This window comes from Kosakonia sp. AG348, from assembly GCF_003337365.1.
GTDB lineage: Bacteria > Pseudomonadota > Gammaproteobacteria > Enterobacterales > Enterobacteriaceae > Kosakonia.
Genome location: NZ_QPJR01000002.1, coordinates 197,336 through 217,539, shown reverse-complemented (window position 1 = coordinate 217,539; position 20,204 = coordinate 197,336). Strand labels below are relative to the sequence as shown.

General features: G+C 53.7%; 22 protein-coding genes. 7 read left to right on the top strand and 15 right to left on the bottom strand.

Features of this window, described 5'->3' with window-relative positions; all coding sequences use genetic code 11:
- Positions 1-24: 24 nt before the first annotated feature.
- The 5 genes from DFO56_RS04875 to DFO56_RS04855 all read right to left on the bottom strand — a co-directional run bounded on the left by DFO56_RS04875 (position 25) and on the right by DFO56_RS04855 (position 3,078).
- A complete protein-coding gene (locus DFO56_RS04875; protein ID WP_045508250.1) occupies positions 25-786 on the bottom strand; it encodes an alpha/beta fold hydrolase in 762 nt (253 codons plus the stop codon).
- Positions 787-851: 65 nt separating this feature from the next.
- Entirely contained in the window at positions 852-1,025 is a 174-nt protein-coding gene (locus tag DFO56_RS04870) for a GhoT/OrtT family toxin (RefSeq protein WP_017456865.1), read from the bottom strand.
- Positions 1,026-1,121: 96 nt separating this feature from the next.
- Entirely contained in the window at positions 1,122-1,295 is a 174-nt protein-coding gene (locus tag DFO56_RS04865) for a GhoT/OrtT family toxin (protein ID WP_071925283.1), read from the bottom strand.
- 525 nt (positions 1,296-1,820) lie between these two features.
- Positions 1,821-2,357: a cytochrome b561 gene (gene cybB, locus DFO56_RS04860; RefSeq protein ID WP_045508247.1), complete on the bottom strand. Its 537-nt coding sequence runs from the start codon at positions 2,355-2,357 to the stop codon at positions 1,821-1,823.
- Between the two features lie 31 nt (positions 2,358-2,388).
- On the bottom strand, positions 2,389-3,078 hold the full coding sequence (locus DFO56_RS04855; RefSeq protein WP_016495992.1) for a VIT family protein: 690 nt from the start codon (positions 3,076-3,078) through the stop codon (positions 2,389-2,391).
- A gap of 714 nt (positions 3,079-3,792) precedes the next feature.
- Here DFO56_RS04855 and DFO56_RS04850 point away from each other — a divergent pair.
- The gene (locus tag DFO56_RS04850) at positions 3,793-4,248 is read left to right on the top strand and encodes a hypothetical protein (RefSeq protein ID WP_016495991.1); all 456 of its coding nucleotides are present in this window, start codon (positions 3,793-3,795) and stop codon (positions 4,246-4,248) included.
- A gap of 56 nt (positions 4,249-4,304) precedes the next feature.
- On the opposite strand, the gene DFO56_RS04845 is transcribed toward DFO56_RS04850, so the two are convergent.
- From DFO56_RS04845 to DFO56_RS04815, 7 genes are all read right to left on the bottom strand, one after another.
- On the bottom strand, positions 4,305-4,526 hold the full coding sequence (locus DFO56_RS04845; RefSeq protein ID WP_016495990.1) for a hypothetical protein: 222 nt from the start codon (positions 4,524-4,526) through the stop codon (positions 4,305-4,307).
- A 280-nt stretch (positions 4,527-4,806) separates the two neighbouring features.
- Positions 4,807-6,231, bottom strand: a complete 1,425-nt coding sequence (gene patD, locus DFO56_RS04840; protein ID WP_045508244.1) for an aminobutyraldehyde dehydrogenase — start codon at positions 6,229-6,231, stop codon at positions 4,807-4,809.
- Between the two features lie 25 nt (positions 6,232-6,256).
- Complete coding sequence (locus DFO56_RS04835) at positions 6,257-7,063, bottom strand: ABC transporter permease (protein ID WP_016495988.1); 807 nt, start codon at positions 7,061-7,063, stop codon at positions 6,257-6,259.
- On the bottom strand, positions 7,053-7,982 hold the full coding sequence (locus DFO56_RS04830; protein WP_045508241.1) for an ABC transporter permease: 930 nt from the start codon (positions 7,980-7,982) through the stop codon (positions 7,053-7,055). The genes DFO56_RS04835 and DFO56_RS04830 overlap by 11 nt, the downstream gene beginning before the upstream one ends.
- A gap of 7 nt (positions 7,983-7,989) precedes the next feature.
- Positions 7,990-9,003 carry an ABC transporter ATP-binding protein gene (locus tag DFO56_RS04825; protein WP_045508238.1) on the bottom strand — a complete coding sequence of 338 codons (1,014 nt, stop codon included), beginning with the start codon at positions 9,001-9,003 and terminating at the stop codon, positions 7,990-7,992.
- Between the two features lie 17 nt (positions 9,004-9,020).
- Complete coding sequence (ydcS, locus tag DFO56_RS04820) at positions 9,021-10,163, bottom strand: putative ABC transporter substrate-binding protein YdcS (RefSeq protein ID WP_045508235.1); 1,143 nt, start codon at positions 10,161-10,163, stop codon at positions 9,021-9,023.
- Positions 10,164-10,509: 346 nt separating this feature from the next.
- Positions 10,510-11,916 carry a PLP-dependent aminotransferase family protein gene (locus DFO56_RS04815; protein WP_045508232.1) on the bottom strand — a complete coding sequence of 469 codons (1,407 nt, stop codon included), beginning with the start codon at positions 11,914-11,916 and terminating at the stop codon, positions 10,510-10,512.
- A 249-nt stretch (positions 11,917-12,165) separates the two neighbouring features.
- On the opposite strand from DFO56_RS04815, the gene DFO56_RS04810 reads away from it, so the two are divergent.
- The 4 genes from DFO56_RS04810 to DFO56_RS04795 all read left to right on the top strand — a co-directional run bounded on the left by DFO56_RS04810 (position 12,166) and on the right by DFO56_RS04795 (position 15,279).
- Positions 12,166-13,566 (top strand): cytochrome ubiquinol oxidase subunit I, encoded by a 1,401-nt coding sequence (locus tag DFO56_RS04810; protein WP_016495983.1) that lies wholly within the window; start codon positions 12,166-12,168, stop codon positions 13,564-13,566.
- A complete protein-coding gene (cydB, locus tag DFO56_RS04805; RefSeq protein WP_045508228.1) occupies positions 13,566-14,576 on the top strand; it encodes a cytochrome d ubiquinol oxidase subunit II in 1,011 nt (336 codons plus the stop codon). Before DFO56_RS04810 ends, cydB begins: the two co-directional genes overlap by 1 nt.
- Positions 14,576-14,704: a DUF2474 domain-containing protein gene (locus DFO56_RS04800; RefSeq protein WP_016495981.1), complete on the top strand. Its 129-nt coding sequence runs from the start codon at positions 14,576-14,578 to the stop codon at positions 14,702-14,704. The genes cydB and DFO56_RS04800 overlap by 1 nt, the downstream gene beginning before the upstream one ends.
- Before the next feature lie 113 nt (positions 14,705-14,817).
- Positions 14,818-15,279, top strand: coding sequence for a hypothetical protein (locus DFO56_RS04795; protein WP_045508225.1), 462 nt, complete (start codon positions 14,818-14,820; stop codon positions 15,277-15,279).
- Between the two features lie 46 nt (positions 15,280-15,325).
- On the opposite strand, the gene DFO56_RS04790 is transcribed toward DFO56_RS04795, so the two are convergent.
- Positions 15,326-16,006: a nitroreductase gene (locus DFO56_RS04790; RefSeq protein WP_045508222.1), complete on the bottom strand. Its 681-nt coding sequence runs from the start codon at positions 16,004-16,006 to the stop codon at positions 15,326-15,328.
- A gap of 96 nt (positions 16,007-16,102) precedes the next feature.
- On the opposite strand from DFO56_RS04790, the gene DFO56_RS04785 reads away from it, so the two are divergent.
- Both DFO56_RS04785 and DFO56_RS04780 read left to right on the top strand, forming a co-directional pair.
- Positions 16,103-17,053 (top strand): LysR family transcriptional regulator, encoded by a 951-nt coding sequence (locus DFO56_RS04785; RefSeq protein ID WP_045508219.1) that lies wholly within the window; start codon positions 16,103-16,105, stop codon positions 17,051-17,053.
- A gap of 85 nt (positions 17,054-17,138) precedes the next feature.
- A complete protein-coding gene (locus tag DFO56_RS04780) occupies positions 17,139-17,399 on the top strand; it encodes a hypothetical protein (protein ID WP_045508216.1) in 261 nt (86 codons plus the stop codon).
- Positions 17,400-17,491: 92 nt separating this feature from the next.
- On the opposite strand, the gene DFO56_RS04775 is transcribed toward DFO56_RS04780, so the two are convergent.
- Positions 17,492-18,028 carry a hypothetical protein gene (locus DFO56_RS04775; protein ID WP_045508213.1) on the bottom strand — a complete coding sequence of 179 codons (537 nt, stop codon included), beginning with the start codon at positions 18,026-18,028 and terminating at the stop codon, positions 17,492-17,494.
- A 177-nt stretch (positions 18,029-18,205) separates the two neighbouring features.
- Entirely contained in the window at positions 18,206-20,164 is a 1,959-nt protein-coding gene (locus tag DFO56_RS04770) for a U32 family peptidase (RefSeq protein ID WP_045508210.1), read from the bottom strand.
- Positions 20,165-20,204 lie beyond the last annotated feature (40 nt).

Sequence of the window (20,204 nt, the reverse complement as noted above, 5' to 3'; positions counted from 1 at the left end):
CATGCAAATGTGCCGGGTTTCTTTTTACTCGTGTTCCGCAATAAATGCCGCTAATGACTGTGCCAGTAAGGCTGGCTGTTCGTCAGACATTGAATGACCGGCTCGCGGAATAATGCGCAGCTCAATCCCTTGTTGCAGCACACTGTCGGCATCGTTATCCGGTAGTGACAGCTCGCCAAAAATCAGCGTTTTAGGGCGCGGAAACCGGGCAAATAACGACATCCACGACGGCTCAATACCATCAACCAGGCTTTTCGCGCCGCGCCATACTGCCCAGGGCGCGCTGCTTTGCAGGCTTCCGGCCCAGGCGGTTTTTTCCTGCGCCAGCATCGCCGCGTAGCCGCAGGTGACAAAATCGGCCTCATCCTGGGCCGCGATAATGCGGCTAAACGCCCCGCCACTGGCGTGAAAATTAGGTTCAGATACCGCCAGCGCGTTGACACGCTGCGGGATACGCGAAGCGACTTCAATGGCGATACTGCCGCCCATGCTGTGGCCGTATAACCAGAATGCGTCAAGCCCAAGATGATCCAACAGTTCAATCACCACTTGCGCCTGATCGCTGGTGCGATAAGAGAAGCTCGCCGGACGTTCACTGTAACCGTAGCCCGGCAAATCGATAAGAATGGCGCACCTGCCAGCAAACGCCGGATCGGCGACGATGCGCGGGTATTCGTACGAAGACGCGCAACCCAGACCATGAATAAAAACCACCGGATCGCCTTTGCCCGGTAACGCGTGCCAGCGCACCTGCGCCTGCGCGTGGAGTGAATAGAGACTGTTCATACCTGCCCTCTCTGCTGCAATACTGTTTTTATATACAGTATCACAGCATTATGGCAAGGACACGATTAAAAGAGAGAAAAAAGTAACGCGACGGGAAAACTGATGGGCCAGGTCGCACCGACTAACAAAGCGCTAAGCAGGCGGATTTTGCGGCTATCTTTGGCGAGAAACCAGGTTGCCACGGCGCATAACACCGCCATGACAACGTAGAAAATAAGCAGTTTGGTGTAGAGTTCCAACGTCTGTCTCCTGTCCTTAGGTAAAACATCCGCCTAACATGTTGCACTAATTTTCAAGGCGTTATCGCTTTCGCCGTCACGCTTTGCTGGCAAAATTTAGAATATGGAAAATAACAGCGCAACCGGGAAGCTCATGGGCCATGTCGACCCCACTAAAAACGCGCTCAGCAGGCGAATACGTTTACGATCGTGAGAAAGAAACCAGGTTATCAGCGCGCAAATCAGCGCCATGACAAAGTAGAAAACCAACATTTTTTGGTATAACGACATAACAAACATTAACCCAGAAATAACAAAACGAACGCAATATGCTCTTTTTATTGATGTATATCAAGTCGAATAAGGATTACCACGAAAGGTGTAGCGGCGAGTTTTGATTTAACAGGCTGATAGTTCGAAAGAAGCAGTAAGCACTGTCTCGGCCTTCGACCTGCCAATACGCTTCACGCCGCTGTGCCACAACCGTGTAATTTGCTGAACAGAATGCTGATTTTGTCAGTGACAAAACGTTTCGGGACAAAGCGCGCTGGCAATCGCTTGCGACATGCCGGTATGAAGAAAAAGAGAAGCATGGTAAATCTTGCCTGTATTAAGGCGGTAGGCACTACCGAGTTGTCCCGGACGAAACAACCCAGCGCTCATTACAAGATTCTGCAAGGCTGCCGATCCAGCAATCTGGCGACGCCAGTGAAGGATATTGCAGACCCTGCTACGTCGCCGATAAGTGCTAAAAGCAACAAACTGCAGGCTGATAGCGTTCGGGTCTGCTTAAATAAGAGGTTTCGTGACGCCTGCTTAATCCTTGAATTTCCCCGGCATCATTCTTTTTAACGTGTTATCCCGCCAGATATAGTGATGCATCAGGGCTGCCGCGGCATGTATACCAATGATGAAATAACCGGTGTTAGCCAGTAGTTCGTGAATTTCCTTCAGGCTGTGTTGTAAAAAGGTATTTTTAATGCCCGCTACAGGCATTGTAATAAACAGGAAAACCCACTCTTTCTGCCCAAAATAGAGCGAAACTACGCCAAGAAGGGGAAGTACGATAAAAAGCGCATATAAAATAAAATGAACAACAGTGGCGCTGAGTTTCTGCCATTGCGGTAAAGGTGGGATAACCGGTGGCTCCGGCGTAACAAACCGGAATATCATTCTGACCAGCATCAGAATAAATACAGAAACGCCACACGTATAATGAGTAATAGCCATCCAGTAACGCCCTGCAGACTCTTTGGGGAAAATACCCTTAAATTCCATCGCTGCGTACGTTATCGCAATCAGTAATAAAACCAGCCAGTGTAACGCTATCTGACTACCCGAATATTTTTTCATTTCTTATCTTTCCTGAGAATTAAACGATCTTCTAAGCCAGTACATGGCCAGCAAGTGTGCCTGCGCCCATTGATACAGCCATTGCCATGGCACTCCAGAAAGTGATTCTGAGTATCGCTTTCAGTGGTGATGCTTTGCCCACAATCGATGAGATATAGCCAAGGAGAGTGAGTGAAAAGAGTGTGGAAAGGATGACGAAGGGAAAAACCAGTGTTGCGGGCGCCAGCCATGCAACAATCAACGGCAACACCGCGCCCGCAGAAAAACTCAGCGCCGAGAAAATGGCCGCTTGCAGAGGTTGTGCCGAATTGGTTTCCGTCAGGCCCAGCTCCTCACGGGCATGTGCGTCCAGCGCATCCTTTGCCATAAGCTGCTGTGCAACCTGATGAGCAAGAAGAGGCTCCAGACCCCGCTGAATGTACAACGAAGTCAGCTCCAGCACTTCGCCTTCATAGTCGTCAACCAGCTCCCTTTTCTCCTGAGCGAGAGCTGCGTTTTCTGTATCCGTCTGGGAGGAAACGGAGACATATTCTCCGGTTGCCATCGACATTGCGCCCGCGACAAGCCCGGCAATCCCCGCCAACAAAATACCTGATGATGGAGTACCCGCCGAGGCAATACCGAGCACGAGACTCGCCGTTGACACGATACCGTCATTTGCCCCCAGCACTGCCGCCCTTAACCATCCCACTGTTCCGATACTGTGTCGTTCCAGATGCATTGCGCGGTTTTCCTGTTAATCAATAATTAATAATTCATACATTACCGATATTAAAAAGCTGCGTTAGCCGATAATTTATTCTCTCAGCCTTAACACCACATTAAGATCACCTGAGTATAATCCTAAATCTGTTTTTTATTTCGCGTGGCAGCCATATGCGTAATGATAATGGGTGTCAGTAACGTTCAGCCCGTACACAAAAACATCTGCCAGCGCTGGCATTAATTTTATTTCACCGCTTATGCGGATGCTTAGTGGCATATTATCAGTAACGCAGGGAGTGATTGCTGATGGTATTCATTCTCTTTCTGATTTAGCCTCTTATTTTTTTGTGTTGCCCGACAATAAAAAAATCTGACCGCTTTCACCATTATGGGCAAAGCAGTATTTGCAAGATGCTTCAATGCGTTTGGGGACGATGTTAATGCAAATAAATTGCGGTATCTGGCAACGCTTGCTGAGTTATATATTGCCACTTTATGGCTGACGATGAGGGCAGTAATAATAAAACAAGGTTAATCCGCGTTGCCCTGTGTCTCCTGTTTGCAAACGCATGGCATCGCATCAGCGTGGTAGACGAAGGGCAATGAAACGATATATCCAGTAATTTAACTTAAGGATTAACTGATGTGTTATTGCGGCCGCTAATAATGTCGGGAAGTTTGGCGAGCCGCGATCATCTCTGATATTGTCTACCGGCAAGGCAGACATCAGATGAAACAAGGTAAGGTTATGCAGAAATATGACGACCTGTGGCAAGCCATAGAAGTTCGGGTGCGTGAAAACAATGACATAACGCACGTCGATATGACCACTGATACCGCCCGGGGTAATGCGGCCCGGCAGCGCATCGCGCAGATATTCGTCCTTGAAGTGTTGCTCTCTCGCCACCGGGAAAAGTACGCCAGCAGCTTCGTTCCGCTTGCCGGTGAAGAGGCGCTTTATCATTTAATATTTAAACGCACCGGCTGGAAACCCTTTGAAGTAAAACAACTCTCGTTTATTGATGCCATGTTCGTGCTGGCAGAATTATTCCGCGATGAAACGCTGCCGGCGGAAGTGCGCGCCGTTCTGCGTTCGCAGGGCGTAAAAGATGAGCCCTTCTCGACCTATGATTTTTCAGAGAAAGATTGGGCACCGCGTGAAAATGAGGTATTCCTGAAAAGGTAAGCCTGCAAATTAATTGCATTGTTAAATAAATAAGGGCTCTGATGAGCCCTTATTTTTTAATTCAGCATGGAGGGTGCTGTTTCATTACCTGCGAGACTTTCAACGCGGGCAAAATAAAACTCTTCACCTTCGCAATAGTAGGTTTCGATAGGCATGCTGGCACTTGCCGCCCCGCCATCAAGCCCCGCTATCGCCCATTGTACCGAGGTTTCGCCATCTTCAACGGTCAAAAATTCAGACGCGCCCCCTGGTACGAGCACGACTACGATTTTACTCATTACTCTTTTTTCCTTGCCTGATTTTTTTAAAAGCCAGACATTCTTGCCCACAGTAATGACTGCCATTTTTCGCGCTAATGACATTCATGTGACAACCAATCGGGGCAATGTCTGCGTGCGGTTTTATTTAAATGTTTTTATTTCGCCACTCCGCTGATGGCTGGCTATTATTAAACCAGTTTTTCATTAATAACAACACACTTAATTTACTATGCGATTTACCTCATGTTTCCTAAGGAAATAAACGTGATAAACGCCGTCCGTGGCGTTTATTTGTGGATTAATGTTTGATCATCACATGGCGAACTACGGTGTAATCTTCCAGGCCGTAGAGCGACATATCTTTGCCATAACCTGAGAGTTTCTGCCCGCCGTGCGGCATTTCACTCACCAGCATAAAATGCGTATTTACCCAGGTGCAGCCATATTGCAGACGCGCACTCAGGCGATGCGCGCGCCCCACATCCCTGGTCCACACCGATGACGCCAGGCCATATTGCGAATCGTTGGCCCAGCTCAGCACCTGCTCCTCATCATCAAACACCGTGACGCTCACCACCGGGCCAAACACTTCCCGCTGTACAATAGCGTCCTCCTGTTTTGCGCCTGCCAGCAGCGTTGGCGGGTAATAATAGCCTGCGCCTTCATGCCTTTGACCACCGGTCACCACACGAATATGGCTGAGCGCTTTGGCTTCATCGACTGCCTTGCTAACTCGCGCCAGATGCGCTGCGGAACTGAGCGGCCCAAGCTCTGTCGATTCATCGTCCGGCGCGCCCATTTTCAGGCTGGCGACCGCCGCACCCAGTTTTTCCACCAGTGCGTCGTAAATACCTTTTTGCGCGTAGATACGGCACGCGGCAGTGCAATCCTGCCCGGCATTGTAAAAACCGAAGGTACGAACGCCTTCCACCACCGCATCGAGATCCGCGTCGTCAAAGACGATCACCGGCGCTTTGCCGCCGAGTTCCATATGGGTGCGCTTAATCGACGAGGCAGTATGACCAATAATGTGTTCACCAGTGGCAATCGAGCCTGTCAGGGAAACCATGCGCACTTTTTCATGGCCGGTCAGCGGATCGCCCACGGTGCTGCCGCGCCCGAACAACACATTCAGTACACCCGCCGGGAAGATATCTTTCGCCAGTTCCGCCAGTTTTAACGCGGTGAGAGGCGTAATTTCCGACGGTTTGATCACCACGCAGTTCCCCGCCGCCAGCGCCGGGCCGAGCTTCCAGGCCGCCATCATCAGCGGGTAGTTCCAAGGCGCAATCGAGGCGACCACACCCAGCGGATCGCGGCGGATCATCGACGTGTGCCCTTCCAGATACTCGCCCGCCGCCAGCCCATTCAGGCAACGCGCTGCGCCAGCGAAGAAGCGGAACACATCTACTACCGCCGGAATTTCGTCATTCAGGACGCAGTGCAGAGGCTTACCGCAATTGAGGGATTCCAGCCGGGCGAGGATTTCCGCATTATCCTCAATTACCTGCGCCAGTTGCAGCAGGCATTCGGCGCGCGCCTTAGGCGTCGTTTGTCCCCAGCTTGCAAACGCGCGATCGGCAGCCTGCACGGCGGCGTCGACTTGCGCGGCAGACGCTTCGGCGATCTCCAGCAACACGTCACCGGTAGCCGGGTTATAAACGGGCTGCTTCTCACCTTCGCCGTTAACCAGTACTCCATTGATAAACAGTTGATGTTGCATAGTTCAGTCCTTTTAGCATGGTCAGTTATTTGCCGGTTCCGGCAATCGTGTCGGTATCACGGGTCAGCCACCAGGCCCCCAGAATCGGAATCATCGTCACCAGCATTACCAGCAACGCCACAACGTTAGTGACGGGCACATCGCGCGGACGCCCCAACTGGTTGAGCAACCACAGCGGCAGCGTACGCTCGTGACCTGCGGTAAACGTGGTGACAATGATTTCGTCAAATGACAACGCAAACGCCAGCATGCCGCCCGCCAGGAGCGCCGAACCCAGATTGGGTAACACCACATAACGGAAGGTTTGCCAGCCGTTCGCGCCCAAATCCATTGATGCTTCGACCAGGCTCCAGGAGGTTCGCCGAAACCTGGCTATCACGTTGTTAAACACCACCACGACGCAGAACGTGGCATGCCCCACGACAATGGTGAAAAAGCCCGGCTCCAGATTGACCGTTTTAAACGCGGTCAACAGTGCAAGCCCGGTGATAATTCCCGGTAAAGCAATCGGTAACAGCAGCAGCAAGGAAATGGCGTTTTTACCGAAAAATTCGCTGCGCCATAAGGCCATTGCAGCAAGTGTGCCAAGAACCAGGGCAATTGCCGTCGCCAGCGCCGCGATTTGCAGTGACAGTGTCACCGCATCGAGAATATCTCCCCTCGCCGCCGCCACGCTAAACCAGCGCAACGTAAAGCCCTGCGGCGGGAAGCTGAACGCGGCATCCTCAGTATTGAAAGCATAGATGGCGATGATCAAAAGCGGAAAGTGCAGAAAGATGACGCCGCCCCAGGTGGCGACTTTGAGCAAAAACGGTGCGCGTTCAGAGTGCATCAAACGCTCCCAGGCGTTTCACAAACGCCAGATAAAGGGCGATCAACACCATCGGGACAAGGGTAAACGCGGCGGCCATCGGCATATTACCAATCGCCCCTTGCTGCGAATAAACCATATTGCCGATGAAATAGCCCGGCGGGCCAACTAACTGCGGCACGATAAAATCTCCCAGCGTCAGCGAAAAGGTAAATATCGAACCGGCCGCCACGCCCGGTACCGCCAGCGGTAACACCACATAACGGAAGGTCTGCCGCGGATGGGCGCCTAAATCGGCTGAAGCTTGCAGCAGCGACGGGGGTAAGCGTTCGAGCGCCGCCTGAACCGGCAAAATCATAAACGGCAGCCAGATATAGACGAACACCAGAAAGCGGCCCAATCCTGAAGTGGAGAGCGTATTGCCGCCCACGGCGGGTAGTGTCAAAAACGCAGCAAGTAGCGGCTCCAGCCCAAGATGGCTTAAAAACCACTGCGCCACGCCATCTTTCGCCAGCAGCAACGTCCAGGCGTAGGCTTTAACGATGTAGCTCGCCCACATCGGCAACATCACTGCGATATAAAAGAAGGCTTTCCATTTGCCCTGCGCATAACGCGCCATATACCACGCCATCGGAAAAGCGAGAATGGCGCTCGCTACCGTCACACATAGTGCCATCAGCAGGGTACGAAGAATGATGTCGTAATTGGCCGGATTAAACAGCGCCAGCAGATTGGCGAACGTTAAATCCGGCGTGACCGACATGGTGAAATCATCGAAGGTGTAAAACCCCTGCCATAACAACGTGAGCAGTGAACCTAAATAGACAATGCCAAACCACATCAGCGGGCCGAGCAGCAGCAAAAGCAGCCCGTACACCGGTTTGCGCCAGAAGATGGCGCTAAGATTGAGGCGGCGCGGCGAGCGTTGCGCAATACTCATCACCCTTTCACCCCGCGCCCTGTAACGGCACCATCGCCTCGCGCGACCAGGAAACCCGTACCGATTGGCCCGGTGCCAGCGTTTCCGGCAGTAACGCATCGGAGAGGTTCGCCTGGCTGACTAACAGTTTTTCTCCGTGCGGCAGCGCCAGTTCAAAGCGGGTAGCTGCGCCCTGATATTGCACTGCCTGTACCACCGCGCTGGCTTCGATCTCCCCTGGCGTATTCAGGCGAATATGTTCCGGTCGCAGCGAGTAAACCCCGTTCATGCCGCAGAGTTTTTCCGAAAGCGCCGCATCAAACACATTCGAGGTACCGACAAACCCGGCGACAAACGGCGTGCGCGGGCGCAGGTAAAGCTCGCGTGGTGTATCGATTTGCTCGATACGACCATTATTGAACACCGCCACGCGGTCGGACATCGACAAGGCTTCGCCCTGATCGTGGGTAACAAAAATAAAGGTGATGCCGAGATCCTGTTGCAGCTTTTTCAGCTCCAGTTGCATCTGTTCGCGCAGCTTCAGATCCAGCGCGCCCAGGGGTTCATCGAGCAATAACACTCTGGGTTCATTTACCAGCGCGCGGGCGATGGCGACGCGTTGCCGCTGGCCGCCGGATAGCTGCGAGGGTTTACGCGCATGCACAAAACCGAGCGCCACTTTTTCCAGCGCGTCACGGGCGCGGGCATGGCGCTGTTTTTTGTCCATGCCTTTCACCATCAGCCCGTAGGCGACGTTATCGAGAACAGACATGTGCGGAAACAGCGCGTAATCCTGAAAGACGGTATTCACGTCCCGCTCCCAGGGCGGCAGCTCGCTGGCTTCGCGACCAAAAATACGAATGGCACCGCCGCTAAGCTGTTCAAACCCGGCAATCAGCCGCAGGCAGGTGGTTTTGCCGGAGCCGGATGGCCCCAGCATGGAGAAAAACTCCCCGTCGTTGACGGCGAACGTTACGCCGTCAACCGCCCGGACATCACCATAGACTCTGGCGACATCCAGGAATTCTACCGCATAGGTCATAGCGCGCTCCTGGCAGGTTAACGGCCGCCCATAATGGCGATGTAATCCTGCGTCCAGCGGCTGTAAGGCACATATTTGCCGCCTTGCGCTACCGGCGTTTTCCAGAAGGCGATTTTGTCAAAGAAGCTGTAACCGTTGGTTTCGCAGCCCTTTTCACCCAGCAAGGTGCTGGCTTTGCACCCTTCCGGTACCACCGGCAGTGAACCAAACCACGCCGCCACATCGCCCTGCACTTTTGGCGTCAGCGACCAGTTCATCCACTTATAGGCGCAGTTCGGGTGTTTTGCGTCGGCATGCAGCATGGTGGTATCCGCCCAGCCGGTTACCCCTTCTTTGGGAAAGACAGTGGCAATCGGCTGATTTTCACCTTTCAGGGCATTCGCCTGATAAGGCCACGCGCTGGAAGCCACCACGCCTTCATTCTTGAAGTCGCTCATCTGTACCGTGGTGTCATGCCAGTAACGGTGAATGAGCAAATGCTGATCGCGCAGGGTTTTCAGCACCGCCTGATACTGCGCTTCGGTAAGCTGATACGGATCGTCAATACCGAGTTGCGGTTGCGTAGCTTTCAGGAACAGCGCGGCATCGGCGATATAAATCGGGCCATCGTAGGCCTGCACGCGCCCTTTATTACTTTTGCCATCCGGCAGATTTTGCTGCACAAAGACCACCGACCAGCTATCCGGCGGCGTCGGGAACGTTTTGGTGTTATACATCAGCAGGTTGGGCCCCCACTGATACGGTGTGCCGTAGGTTTTTCCACCGACGTTAAACCATTCGCCTTTAACCAGCTTCGGATCAAGCGTTTTCCAGTTGGGAATAAGCGCGGTGTTTATTGGCTGGACGCGTTTCCCCATGATCAGGCGTAAAGAAGCATCGCCGGAGGCGGTCACCAGGTCGTAGTCGCCTTTCGCCATCAGGCTCACCATCTCATCGGACGTGGCGGCGGTTTTCACATTCACCGCGCAACCGGTCTCTTTTTCAAAGGCGGTTACCCAGTCATATTGCTTATCGGTCTGGCCGCGCTCGATATAGCCAGGCCAGGCGATAATATCCAGCCGACCTTCTCCCTTTCCCACTTCGGTTGGTTCGGCGGCGTGTGCGGTCATGACGGTCAGACCCAGCGCACACAGGCTGCTGCGGGCAAATTTCTTGCTCATTATTTTCTACTCCTGTCGCAATGAAAAAAGTGCGGCAGCCTTGCCGTAAATATATCTCCCTTAATAAAAATAGACGGCGCGCTGACGGCATGAATGTGGCCCGTCGGAAATTTCGCAAGGATGTGACAGATGACGCATTGCGTTAACAATGAAAATGCTACTGCGCGCCCTTTTGGAGTATAGACAAGGGGTTAGCGAACGTCCGTTAATCTGTGTTGCTATTCACATTTCCTATGAATACCAGGTTCGGGAGCGCAGAAAATAATGACGGCGCACGTCATATTTTCGCCGCCGTTATTTTTAACGGGAGAATAACTTATTCAGAAAATAAGAAAGGCGGGTGCGGTTAATTCATCATCTGGCGAATTAATTCACCCAATTGCATTGCCGCCCGCTCCTCTTTATCGCCCCAGACCCAGGCGCAATTAAAGCGGAAAAACGAACGCCAGTTGTCGGATGTCGAAAACATTTTCCCTGGCGCAATGCTGATATGGTGCGCCAGCGCCTGCTGGCTCAGTTCACCGGCATCCAGCCCGGCGGGCAACTCCAGCCATAAGAAATAGCCGCTCTCATTACGATAGATTTTCACTTCCGGCGGCAGATGCCGCAGCAGCGCCTGCCAGGCCAGATGTTTGCGCTCGGCAAGCTGTCGACGCAGGCGGCGCAAATGAGCGTCGTAGTGGTGCGTCGATAAGTAATCGACCAGCGCCAGTTGCAGCGGTGAACTGGTGGATAAGGTGCTCATTAATTGCAATTGCTGAATGCGCCTGGCGTGGCGTCCGGCCGCGACCCAGCCGACGCGAAACCCGGCGACCAGACATTTTGAAAAGGAGGAACAGTGCAACGTCATGTCTTGCGTGTCCCAGGCTTTGGCCGGTAATGGCTGTTCACGCCCGTAGTAAAGCTCGCTGTAAACATCGTCTTCAATCAGCGTGACGTTATGTTGTGCCAGCAGCGCGACCAGTTGCGCCTTTTTCGCAGCACTTAAGGTAAACCCGAGCGGGTTCTGCGCATTGGTCATCAGCCAGCAGGCTTTGACCGGATAGTCGCTTAACGCCTGCGCCAGCGCCTCAAGATCGATGCCCTCTTTTACATCAGTCGGTACCGACAGCGCTTTTAACTTCAGCCGTTCCAGCGCCTGCAACGCGCCGTAGAAACAGGGGCTTTCAATAATTACCCAGTCACCCGGTTCTGTCACCGCCTGCAGGCTGAGGTTCAGCGCTTCCAGCGCGCCTGCGGTGATGACAATCTCATCCGGCGAAATGTTCATCCCCTGGCGGGCATAGCGTTTGGCAATGGCGTGGCGCAACTGGCTGTTTCCCGGCGGCAGGTTTTCTATCACGCTCATGGCGGTGGCGCTTTTGCTCACCTTTGCCAGCGACCGGTTGAGCTGCGGCATCGGGAACAGTTTGGGGTCGGGAAAGGCGGAACCAAACGGCAGCACCGAAGCATCGCAGCTGGCCTGTAACACGTCAAAAATATAGGTATTGATATCCACCGCTTCGTCACGCGTGATCCTGGCCGCCGGTGCACGCGGTAGGCCCGGCGCTGGCGCGACAAAATAGCCGGACTGTGGCCTGGCAATCACCCGCCCCTGGCTTTCCAGCAACTGATACGCATGACCGACGGTCATAAAACTCAGCCCGCTGCTAACGACCTGCTCGCGCAGCGACGGCAGCTTCTCTCCGGGTCGCCAGACCCCAAGCTCAATTTGTTCTGCGATTTGCTGCGCCAGGCGCTGGTATTTTTTCATGATTTTTCACGTGTTAACAAAACGATTACATCATGGCACGCGGTGCGCCATCTTGCTATATCAGTTTATACAAAACAGCCCATTATGCGCACTGTTATGGTTACGGGTTACCGCTTCGTCTGGACTAATCCGCAACCTGCCATACCCTTTACAGGGAACTGTTATACGAAAATTACCTGTATCTGTTTCTGCAAGTTCACGCTTGTGCTCATTAACATTGACGCCACAACATTGACATTGGGGTTGTGCATGTTCGGTTTAGACGCGTTTTACCTGGCGAGAATACAGTTCGCCTTCACCGTTTCTTTTCATATCATTTTTCCGGCAATTACCATCGGCCTTGCCAGCTATCTGGCGGTGCTTGAAGGTTTGTGGCTTAAAACCCGCAACCCGGACTGGCGCACGCTGTACCATTTCTGGTCGAAGATCTTCGCCGTTAACTTCGGTATGGGGGTGGTGTCCGGGCTGGTGATGGCGTATCAGTTCGGCACGAACTGGAGCGGTTTTTCCCAGTTCGCCGGTAGCATTACCGGGCCATTACTGACCTATGAAGTGCTGACCGCCTTCTTCCTTGAAGCAGGTTTTCTTGGCGTGATGCTGTTTGGCTGGAACAAAGTCGGCCCTGGCCTGCACTTTTTGGCCACCTGTATGGTCGCGCTGGGCACCATTATGTCCACCTTCTGGATCCTCGCGTCCAATAGCTGGATGCATACGCCGCAGGGCTTTATCGTTGAAAATGGCCAGGTGGTGCCGGTCGACTGGTTTAAGGTTATCTTTAATCCCTCCTTCCCGTACCGGCTGATGCACATGACCATTGCGGCATTCTTAAGCAGTGCGTTGTTTGTCGGCGCGTCTGCCGCCTGGCATCTGTTACGCGGCAATAACACACCCGCTATCCGCAAGATGTTTTCTATGGCGATGTGGATGGCGCTGGTTGTGGCGCCGATTCAGGCGATGGTCGGCGATATGCACGGGCTGAATACGCTTGAACATCAACCGGCAAAAATTGCCGCCATCGAAGGCCACTGGGAGAACCCGCCCGGCGAAGCGACGCCGCTGCTGCTGTTTGGCCTGCCGGATATGGAGCAGGAGCGCACGCGTTATGCCGTGGCGATCCCGGCGCTCGGTAGCCTGATCCTGACGCACAGCTTCGACAAGCAAGTGCCGGCGTTGAAAGATTTCCCTAAAGATCAGCGCCCCTATTCCCCGATTGTCTTCTGGTCGTTTCGCATTATGGTCGGGCTTGGCGTGCTGATGATTGGTCTGGGCGTCGCGGCGCTATGGCTGCGTTTTCGCGACCGGCTCTATCAGTCGCGACCGTTTTTACACTTCGCGCTATGGATGGGGCCCGCGGGGTTGATTGCCATTCTTGCCGGTTGGGTAACGACAGAAGTGGGTCGTCAGCCGTGGGTGGTATACGGCTTGTTGCGTACGGCCGATGCGGTTTCCGCCCATGGCGATCTGCAAATGAGCCTCAGTTTGCTGGCGTTTTTTGTTGTCTACTGTTCCGTTTTTGGCGTGGGTTACAGCTACATGGTGCGGCTGATCACCAAAGGGCCGCAGGAGCGTGATGAGCACGCCACGCAAGGTACTCCGGCGCGACCGCTGTCTGCGGCGGGCGAACATCTCCAGGCGGATGAGGATAAATAATGGGCATCGATCTTTCGTTAATCTGGTTTGTCATTATCGTCTTCGCCACCCTGATGTATATCGTGATGGACGGTTTTGACCTTGGTATCGGTATCCTGTTTCCCGTCACGCGTGACGCTCACGATCGCGACGTGATGGTCAACAGTGTCGCGCCGGTCTGGGATGGCAACGAGACCTGGCTGGTGCTCGGCGGCGCGGGGTTGTTCGGCGCGTTTCCGCTGGCGTATGCGGTGATTGTCGATGCGCTGACCATTCCGCTGACCTTAATGCTGATCGGCCTTATCTTTCGCGGCGTGGCCTTTGAGTTTCGCTTCAAAGCCACACCCGGGCACCGGCCGTTCTGGGACAAAGCGTTTCTCTCCGGCTCGCTGCTTGCCACCTTTACCCAGGGGGTGGTGGTGGGCGCGGTGCTGAACGGTTTTCCGGTGACGGGCCGTACGTTTAGCGGCGGTGCCCTCGACTGGCTGACGCCGTTTAACCTGTTTTGCGGCGTCGGGCTGGTCATCACTTACGCCCTGCTCGGCACGAGCTGGCTGGTGATGAAAAGCGAAGAGCCGTTGCAGGGGAAAATGCGCAAGGCCGCGAGAAAACTGTTGCTGGCGATGTTGGTGGTGATTGCCGTGATTAGCCTGTGGACGCCGCTGACGCATTCCGCAATTGCCGATCGCTGGTTCAGCTTGCCGAATCTCTACTTCTTCTCGCCGGTGCCGCTGTTAGTTGTAGTGTTGAGTGCCTGGCTGTGGCGCAGCCTCGGCAACCCGGACTCCCACACGCTGCCATTTGTGCAGACACTGGGGCTGATTTTTCTCGGGTTTAGCGGCCTTGGCATCAGTATCTGGCCGCACATTATTCCGCCGGATATCACGTTGTGGCAGGCCGCGGCACCTCCGCAAAGCCAGGGCTTTATGCTGGTCGGCGCCCTGCTGATCATCCCGATTATTCTGGTTTATACCTTGTGGAGTTACTACGTGTTTCGCGGCAAGGTGCAACATGGCGCGGGGTACCATTAATGAAACAGTCGTTTTTTAACCGCCTGATGTGGATGTTAATAATCTGGGGAGGCAGCGTGCTGGCACTGTTTGCGGTCAGTATGGTGTTCCGGCTTCTGATGTCGGCGGCGGGGTTTAAATCGCACTAATTGGCCATTCGCAACGCACGATCCTGGCTAGAAATTTCCGGGATCGTTCACTACGCTTTTCGTTGTCAAATTTACATTAGAGCTGCGATTTTTCATGCGTTTAGGGAGAAATAATGATTAACCTCGTTCAGACGCCTTACAATCTCCGGTCGGGTTACCCGATTGTTCGCCGTACGCTGGAAGACAAAAAGAAGCTGGTTAAACAAGATGGTTTTGGCCCGGAATCGTGCTGCGCCACCGTCGAATACACGCTGCGCGGTAATGCCCGCTACGCCTTTGGCAATAGCCAGATGCGTATTGAGATGCCACCGGATATTTACACCAATAACTGGGTAAAATTGCATGGCGAAATGGCGGCGCTGATTGCGGCGATACGACGCATTGAGAACGCCGGCAACGGCGATGAACAGTTGCCGATCACCAGCGTGTATATCGAATTACGCCCCTGCGAAGCCAACTGCATGCAGGCGTTGCAAAATATCCTGCCTGATAACACCACCGTTTATTTCTCCTTTCTGCACCCCGATCAGGTTGATGAGTGGAAACAAAGCGCCCGCGCGCTTTGTGCGGCATAACACTGACCAGAGACGCTCATGATTAGCGTCTCTGGTCACCACGGCGTTACCCGTGCATCACCACACTTTGCTCAACGGGAATCCGCGGCATGCGTGTTTTCGCAGAGGGCGCAGACATATCGGCATAGCCAAACGAGATGCCGAACAGCAGCCGATAATCAGCGGAAACACCGAGTTCTTCGCGGATCATATCGGCGTGAAAACCCAGTAAAGTCTGCGGAATTCCGGCAAAACCACGCGCCGTCAATGACAGCAAAAAGCTTTGCGCATACATGCCAATGTCGGAGGCAACACGGATGTTGTCGCCAAAAGACGGCATAAACAGAAAAGCGGCGTGTGGCGCGTTAAAAAATTGATAATTTCGCAGATAAGCCTCTTTGCGCCGTGCTTTATCTTCACGCGCCACGCCTATCGCCTCGTAATAAATCCGCGCTTGCTCATGAGCGCGCTCAAAATAGTCGCCATGAAAATCATCATAAGAAAAGGTGAAATCCGGCGTCTGGTGCCCTTGCAGATCGTTTTCCGTCATCCTTTTTCCAAGACGATTTTTCGTTTCACCGGAAACCACATGCACATGCCACGGCTGAGTATTGCAGTTAGACGGGGAATATTGCGCATCCTGCAACACGTCCCGAATTTGCTCGTCCGTTAACGGGGTTGGTAAAAATGCGCGGGCGGAAAAACGCTGGCGGACGGTTTCATCGAAGGCTTTCACTACAGTGCTCATGATTCTTCTCCGTATTAATTGTTCGCGTAGCTTAACGATGAAACCTGTTCGCAAAAATACTACAATGCGCCATGGACCTTTGCGGATTACGCACAGATGAATAAGCTCAGTCAAATTAGCGCCCGCTCAATGCAGCTGTTTCTCGCCATTGTTCGCGAGGGAAATTTTTCCGAAGTCGCACGCAATGAAGGTCTGGCGGCCTCATCGCTGTCGCGCGTGGTTCAGCAACTGGAGCAGGCGCTGGAAACCCAGTTGTTGTACCGCAACACGCGCGCGGTGATTGCCACCGAGGCGGGTCATATCTATGCCGACACGTTTCGCGCCATGTTACAGCAGCTTGCGGACGCGCAAACGCAGGTGGACGAGCGTCGCGATGAGCCTGGCGGGCGCATTCGCATTAATGCGCCGATCTCGTTTGGCCTGCGCCATATTGGCCCCAAAATCAGCGAACTGAGCGAGCGCTATCCGCGTCTGCATATCGAACTGAACCTGAACGATGACTATATCGACCCGTTTGCCGACGGTACGGACCTGCTGCTGCGTATCGCGGCGCTGCAGGATTCTGAGTTGCACGGTCGGCTGATTGCGCATCAGCAGTGCCATTTGGTGGCGACCCCCGCCTACGTGCGCCGTTATGGTCAACCGAACACGCCAGAGGAGTTGCAGTCGCACCGGTTACTGGCGTATCGCGGGAAAAGTGGTTTGCAGCGCTGGCGTTTTCAGCGGGGGGAGAAATATGTCCAGTTTTCGCCGCAGGCCAAAATCGTTTCCGATAACGCGGAATTGCTGTTACAGGCCGCACTGAGTGATGCGGGAATATTACTTTTCCCGGACTGGCAAGTGGGTGAAATGCTGAATCGCAACGAGCTTGTAGCGCTCATGCCCGATTTTACCGCCAGTTATTCGGCAACGCAGCAGTCGCTATGGTTGCTCTACCCCGGCGGGAAATACCCATCGCTTAACACCCGCACGGTGATCGATTTTTTACTGGCGAGTTTCGGTTCACCGCCTTACTGGCGCTATCTTCCACCGCGCCGCCAGGAATAATCCCGAAGGCGTAACGCTCCATAATCCCTTCACTTTTTTATCGTCAAATCGTCGCCACGCAACAGAACGAGTAAGGATGAAAAAGATGAAAAAGAGTGCACTGGTGTCTGCCATTCTGGCGGTGAGCTTCTCTTCGATGGCGTTTGCTGACGAACGTCCGCCGCTACCGCCGGAACAGTACCAAAATGGCCCGCAGCATAACGGTGATAAAAAACCGTCGCACGATGCGCCGCCGCCGAAACATAAGCAAGATAAGCCGCCGCGCCCGGATGACAAACACCGCGACAAACACAACGGTAAGAAACCACCGCTGCCGGAAGAAAGTCGTCCGGGTGACGACCGCTAATCCAGCCCGCAATGCAAACAGGCCTTTCGTGATGGCGAAAGGCCTGTTTTTTTATCTGGCAGATACGGTTTTAACGCCGCTTGCTCAGGAGATTACGATCCCATCGCTTTGGATAACCAGGACTTGCAGATGCCACGGCGTAAATTCCACGGTTTCGCCGGTTTATCCTGATAACGGTCATACACTTTATCCAGATCGTCCTGGCTGGTGATATTCAAATCCGCCGGAATTTCGACCGCGCCGCGGGAGCTGATTGCCACATAGTGTTTTCCTTTTTCAAGGAAAAATGCGGTCTCATGGATCCACATCCTGCCGCTTGAATTATCCTGAACGATTAATGTCCAGTATTGATCGCCTTTCAGATGGCTGGTAAAAAGCCGGTCAACAACGCCTTCCAGCATATTATTGCTGATGTAAATCATCTCGGCGGAATTAAAGCAGTCGCCCTCTTTGTTATAACGCTGGAAATAAAAAAGCCCCTGATGAGCCTTATTCGCCTGAGTGTAGACCACTGTCGCGTCGCTACCGGTATAGGCCTGATAACGCTGCGTTCCGAGCGGGCCAGGCGTACAGGCAGACAATAAAAAAGCACCAGCAACAAGCAAGGCGCTTAACGTAAATTTACGCATTTCCTCTCCGTGAATATCATCAATAAGCCATTTCTTATTATTTTCGCCCGGCTAGATTAACGTATTACGGTTATTAACGCATGCTTGTTATTAGCGCAGCGGGATAATTTATAGCTATTCAGAAGAATTGTTTTAGGGACAGTAAAAAAAACAGGGTGGCATAGCGCCACCCTTTGTTTATTTGCGTTTTGGCAACGTTTTTACTAAGTCATCGGCGCTTATCGACGCCACTACGCTGCCCGGCAGGGGCATTTTCAGGATATGGTTCTTAATTTTGCCAATCACATGCATTTCACACGGACGGCAGTCAAACTTGAGCGTCAGCACTTCGTCGCCATGCACCAGTTGCATCGGCGTCGCGCGCCAGCTTTTGATGTTGCCTTTCGCCTGTTTCGGGCACAGGTTGAAGGCGAAGCGCAAACAGTGTTTGGTGATCATCACCGGCACATCGCCCTTCTCTTCATGCGCTTCGAAGGCGGCGTCAATCAGCTGCACACCGTAACGGTGATAAAATTCACGCGCTTTATGGTTATAGACGTTTGCCAGGAACGACAAGTGTGTTTCCGGGTAGATCGGCGCGGGTGTCGCCACCGGTTTGCGGCTGCCGCGCTGGTAATTCGCCAGCCGAGCCTCTTCCAGCATCTCTACCGTTTCGCGACGCAGCTGGTTGAGCAGGCTGTTGGGCACAAACAGCGCACCCGGCAGATTCACGGTGATCGCCTGCGCGTAATACCGGGTTTGCCCCAGTTTCGCCAGCCCGTCTTTCAGGCTTTCCAGCGCTTTTTGCGCATTATTGGCTTCGTCAAACTGCCCGTCCAGCGTGTGCGTCACGCTGACGCCATCTTCGCTGGTCAGCGTCAGCACCAGTTGCTCCTGCCAGCCGCCCAGCTCAATATCCACGCCGATGCGACGCTCGCTGGAGGTTTTCAATAATGCCTGCTGCCAGTTATGGTCAAGGTTACGGTTCAGCGCGTGGTGCGGGCGCAGTGTTCGCAGCACGTCCGGCATTTCGTTCGGGAATACGCGGTAGCGGTTCTCGCCCGTTTTCTCGGCGACGTTGACACGAAAACCCACCACTTCACGCTTCACCAGCACGTTCAGGCCATCACCGTTGGCCAGCGGTTCGGTCACTTCAACATCGAGATGATCTTTCGCCACTTTCAGCACTTCACCGACCGGCAGGCCGATAAATTTCGGTGAATCAAACGCGCCGATATCAATTTTGCGCGCATTGACAAAATAATCGGTGCTGCCGCGATGGAAAGTTTTGTCCGTCGAGGGAATAAAGAAATGTTCGGTACGTCCGGCGGACGCACGCGCCAGGTCGCCGCGATCTTCGATAATGGCGTCCAGCATCCGGCGATAATGCGCGGTGATGTTCTTCACGTAGCTCATATCTTTGTAGCGCCCTTCAATTTTGAAGGAGCGCACACCGGCATCGATCAGCGCCGCCAGGTTGGCAGTCTGATCGTTATCTTTCATCGACAGCAGGTGTTTTTCATAAGCCACCACGCGGCCCTGATCGTCTTTCAGCGTATAGGGCAAGCGGCACGCCTGAGAGCAGTCGCCGCGGTTGGCGCTGCGCCCGGTCTGCGCATGGGAGATATTGCACTGCCCGGAGTACGCCACGCACAGCGCGCCGTGGATAAAGAACTCAATGGTGGCGTCGGTCGCGTTATGAATGGCGCGGATCTGCTCCAGGTTCAGCTCACGCGCCAGCACAATCTGGCTAAAACCGACATCGGAGAGGAATTTGGCTTTTTCCACACTGCGAATGTCGCACTGCGTACTGGCGTGCAGCTCAATCGGCGGGATATCCAGCTCAAGCACGCCCATATCCTGCACGATCAGCGCATCAACCCCGGCCTGGTACAGGTCATGGATCAGGCTCTGCGCCGGTTCCAGCTCGTCATCATGAAGGATCGTGTTCAGGGTGATAAACACTTTCGCGCCGTAGCGATGCGCGAACGGCACCAGTTCGGCGATATCGCGCAGGCTGTTACCGGCGTTGTGGCGCGCGCCAAAGCCAGGGCCGCCAATGTAGACCGCGTCAGCGCCATGAAGGATCGCTTCACGGGCGATGGCGGTGTCGCGGGCCGGGCTTAACAGTTCAAGATGATGGGGGTGCAGGCGCATACAATCGTCGTTATCCATTATGTACAAAATGGCGGCTATT

Bases quoted from the DNA above. Each gene is read 5' to 3' on its own strand.
- DFO56_RS04875 (WP_045508250.1), bottom strand. From the start codon at position 786: ATGAACAGTCTCTATTCACTCCACGCGCAGGCGCAGGTGCGCTGGCAC.
- DFO56_RS04865 (WP_071925283.1), bottom strand. From the start codon at position 1,295: ATGTCGTTATACCAAAAAATGTTGGTTTTCTACTTTGTCATGGCGCTG.
- cybB (WP_045508247.1), bottom strand. From the start codon at position 2,357: ATGAAAAAATATTCGGGTAGTCAGATAGCGTTACACTGGCTGGTTTTA.
- DFO56_RS04855 (WP_016495992.1), bottom strand. From the start codon at position 3,078: ATGCATCTGGAACGACACAGTATCGGAACAGTGGGATGGTTAAGGGCG.
- DFO56_RS04850 (WP_016495991.1), top strand. From the start codon at position 3,793: ATGAAACAAGGTAAGGTTATGCAGAAATATGACGACCTGTGGCAAGCC.
- DFO56_RS04845 (WP_016495990.1), bottom strand. From the start codon at position 4,526: ATGAGTAAAATCGTAGTCGTGCTCGTACCAGGGGGCGCGTCTGAATTT.
- patD (WP_045508244.1), bottom strand. From the start codon at position 6,231: ATGCAACATCAACTGTTTATCAATGGAGTACTGGTTAACGGCGAAGGT.
- DFO56_RS04835 (WP_016495988.1), bottom strand. From the start codon at position 7,063: ATGCACTCTGAACGCGCACCGTTTTTGCTCAAAGTCGCCACCTGGGGC.
- DFO56_RS04830 (WP_045508241.1), bottom strand. From the start codon at position 7,982: ATGAGTATTGCGCAACGCTCGCCGCGCCGCCTCAATCTTAGCGCCATC.
- DFO56_RS04825 (WP_045508238.1), bottom strand. From the start codon at position 9,003: ATGACCTATGCGGTAGAATTCCTGGATGTCGCCAGAGTCTATGGTGAT.
- ydcS (WP_045508235.1), bottom strand. From the start codon at position 10,163: ATGAGCAAGAAATTTGCCCGCAGCAGCCTGTGTGCGCTGGGTCTGACC.
- DFO56_RS04815 (WP_045508232.1), bottom strand. From the start codon at position 11,916: ATGAAAAAATACCAGCGCCTGGCGCAGCAAATCGCAGAACAAATTGAG.
- DFO56_RS04810 (WP_016495983.1), top strand. From the start codon at position 12,166: ATGTTCGGTTTAGACGCGTTTTACCTGGCGAGAATACAGTTCGCCTTC.
- cydB (WP_045508228.1), top strand. From the start codon at position 13,566: ATGGGCATCGATCTTTCGTTAATCTGGTTTGTCATTATCGTCTTCGCC.
- DFO56_RS04800 (WP_016495981.1), top strand. From the start codon at position 14,576: ATGAAACAGTCGTTTTTTAACCGCCTGATGTGGATGTTAATAATCTGG.
- DFO56_RS04795 (WP_045508225.1), top strand. From the start codon at position 14,818: ATGATTAACCTCGTTCAGACGCCTTACAATCTCCGGTCGGGTTACCCG.
- DFO56_RS04790 (WP_045508222.1), bottom strand. From the start codon at position 16,006: ATGAGCACTGTAGTGAAAGCCTTCGATGAAACCGTCCGCCAGCGTTTT.
- DFO56_RS04785 (WP_045508219.1), top strand. From the start codon at position 16,103: ATGAATAAGCTCAGTCAAATTAGCGCCCGCTCAATGCAGCTGTTTCTC.
- DFO56_RS04780 (WP_045508216.1), top strand. From the start codon at position 17,139: ATGAAAAAGAGTGCACTGGTGTCTGCCATTCTGGCGGTGAGCTTCTCT.
- DFO56_RS04775 (WP_045508213.1), bottom strand. From the start codon at position 18,028: ATGCGTAAATTTACGTTAAGCGCCTTGCTTGTTGCTGGTGCTTTTTTA.
- DFO56_RS04770 (WP_045508210.1), bottom strand. From the start codon at position 20,164: ATGCGCCTGCACCCCCATCATCTTGAACTGTTAAGCCCGGCCCGCGAC.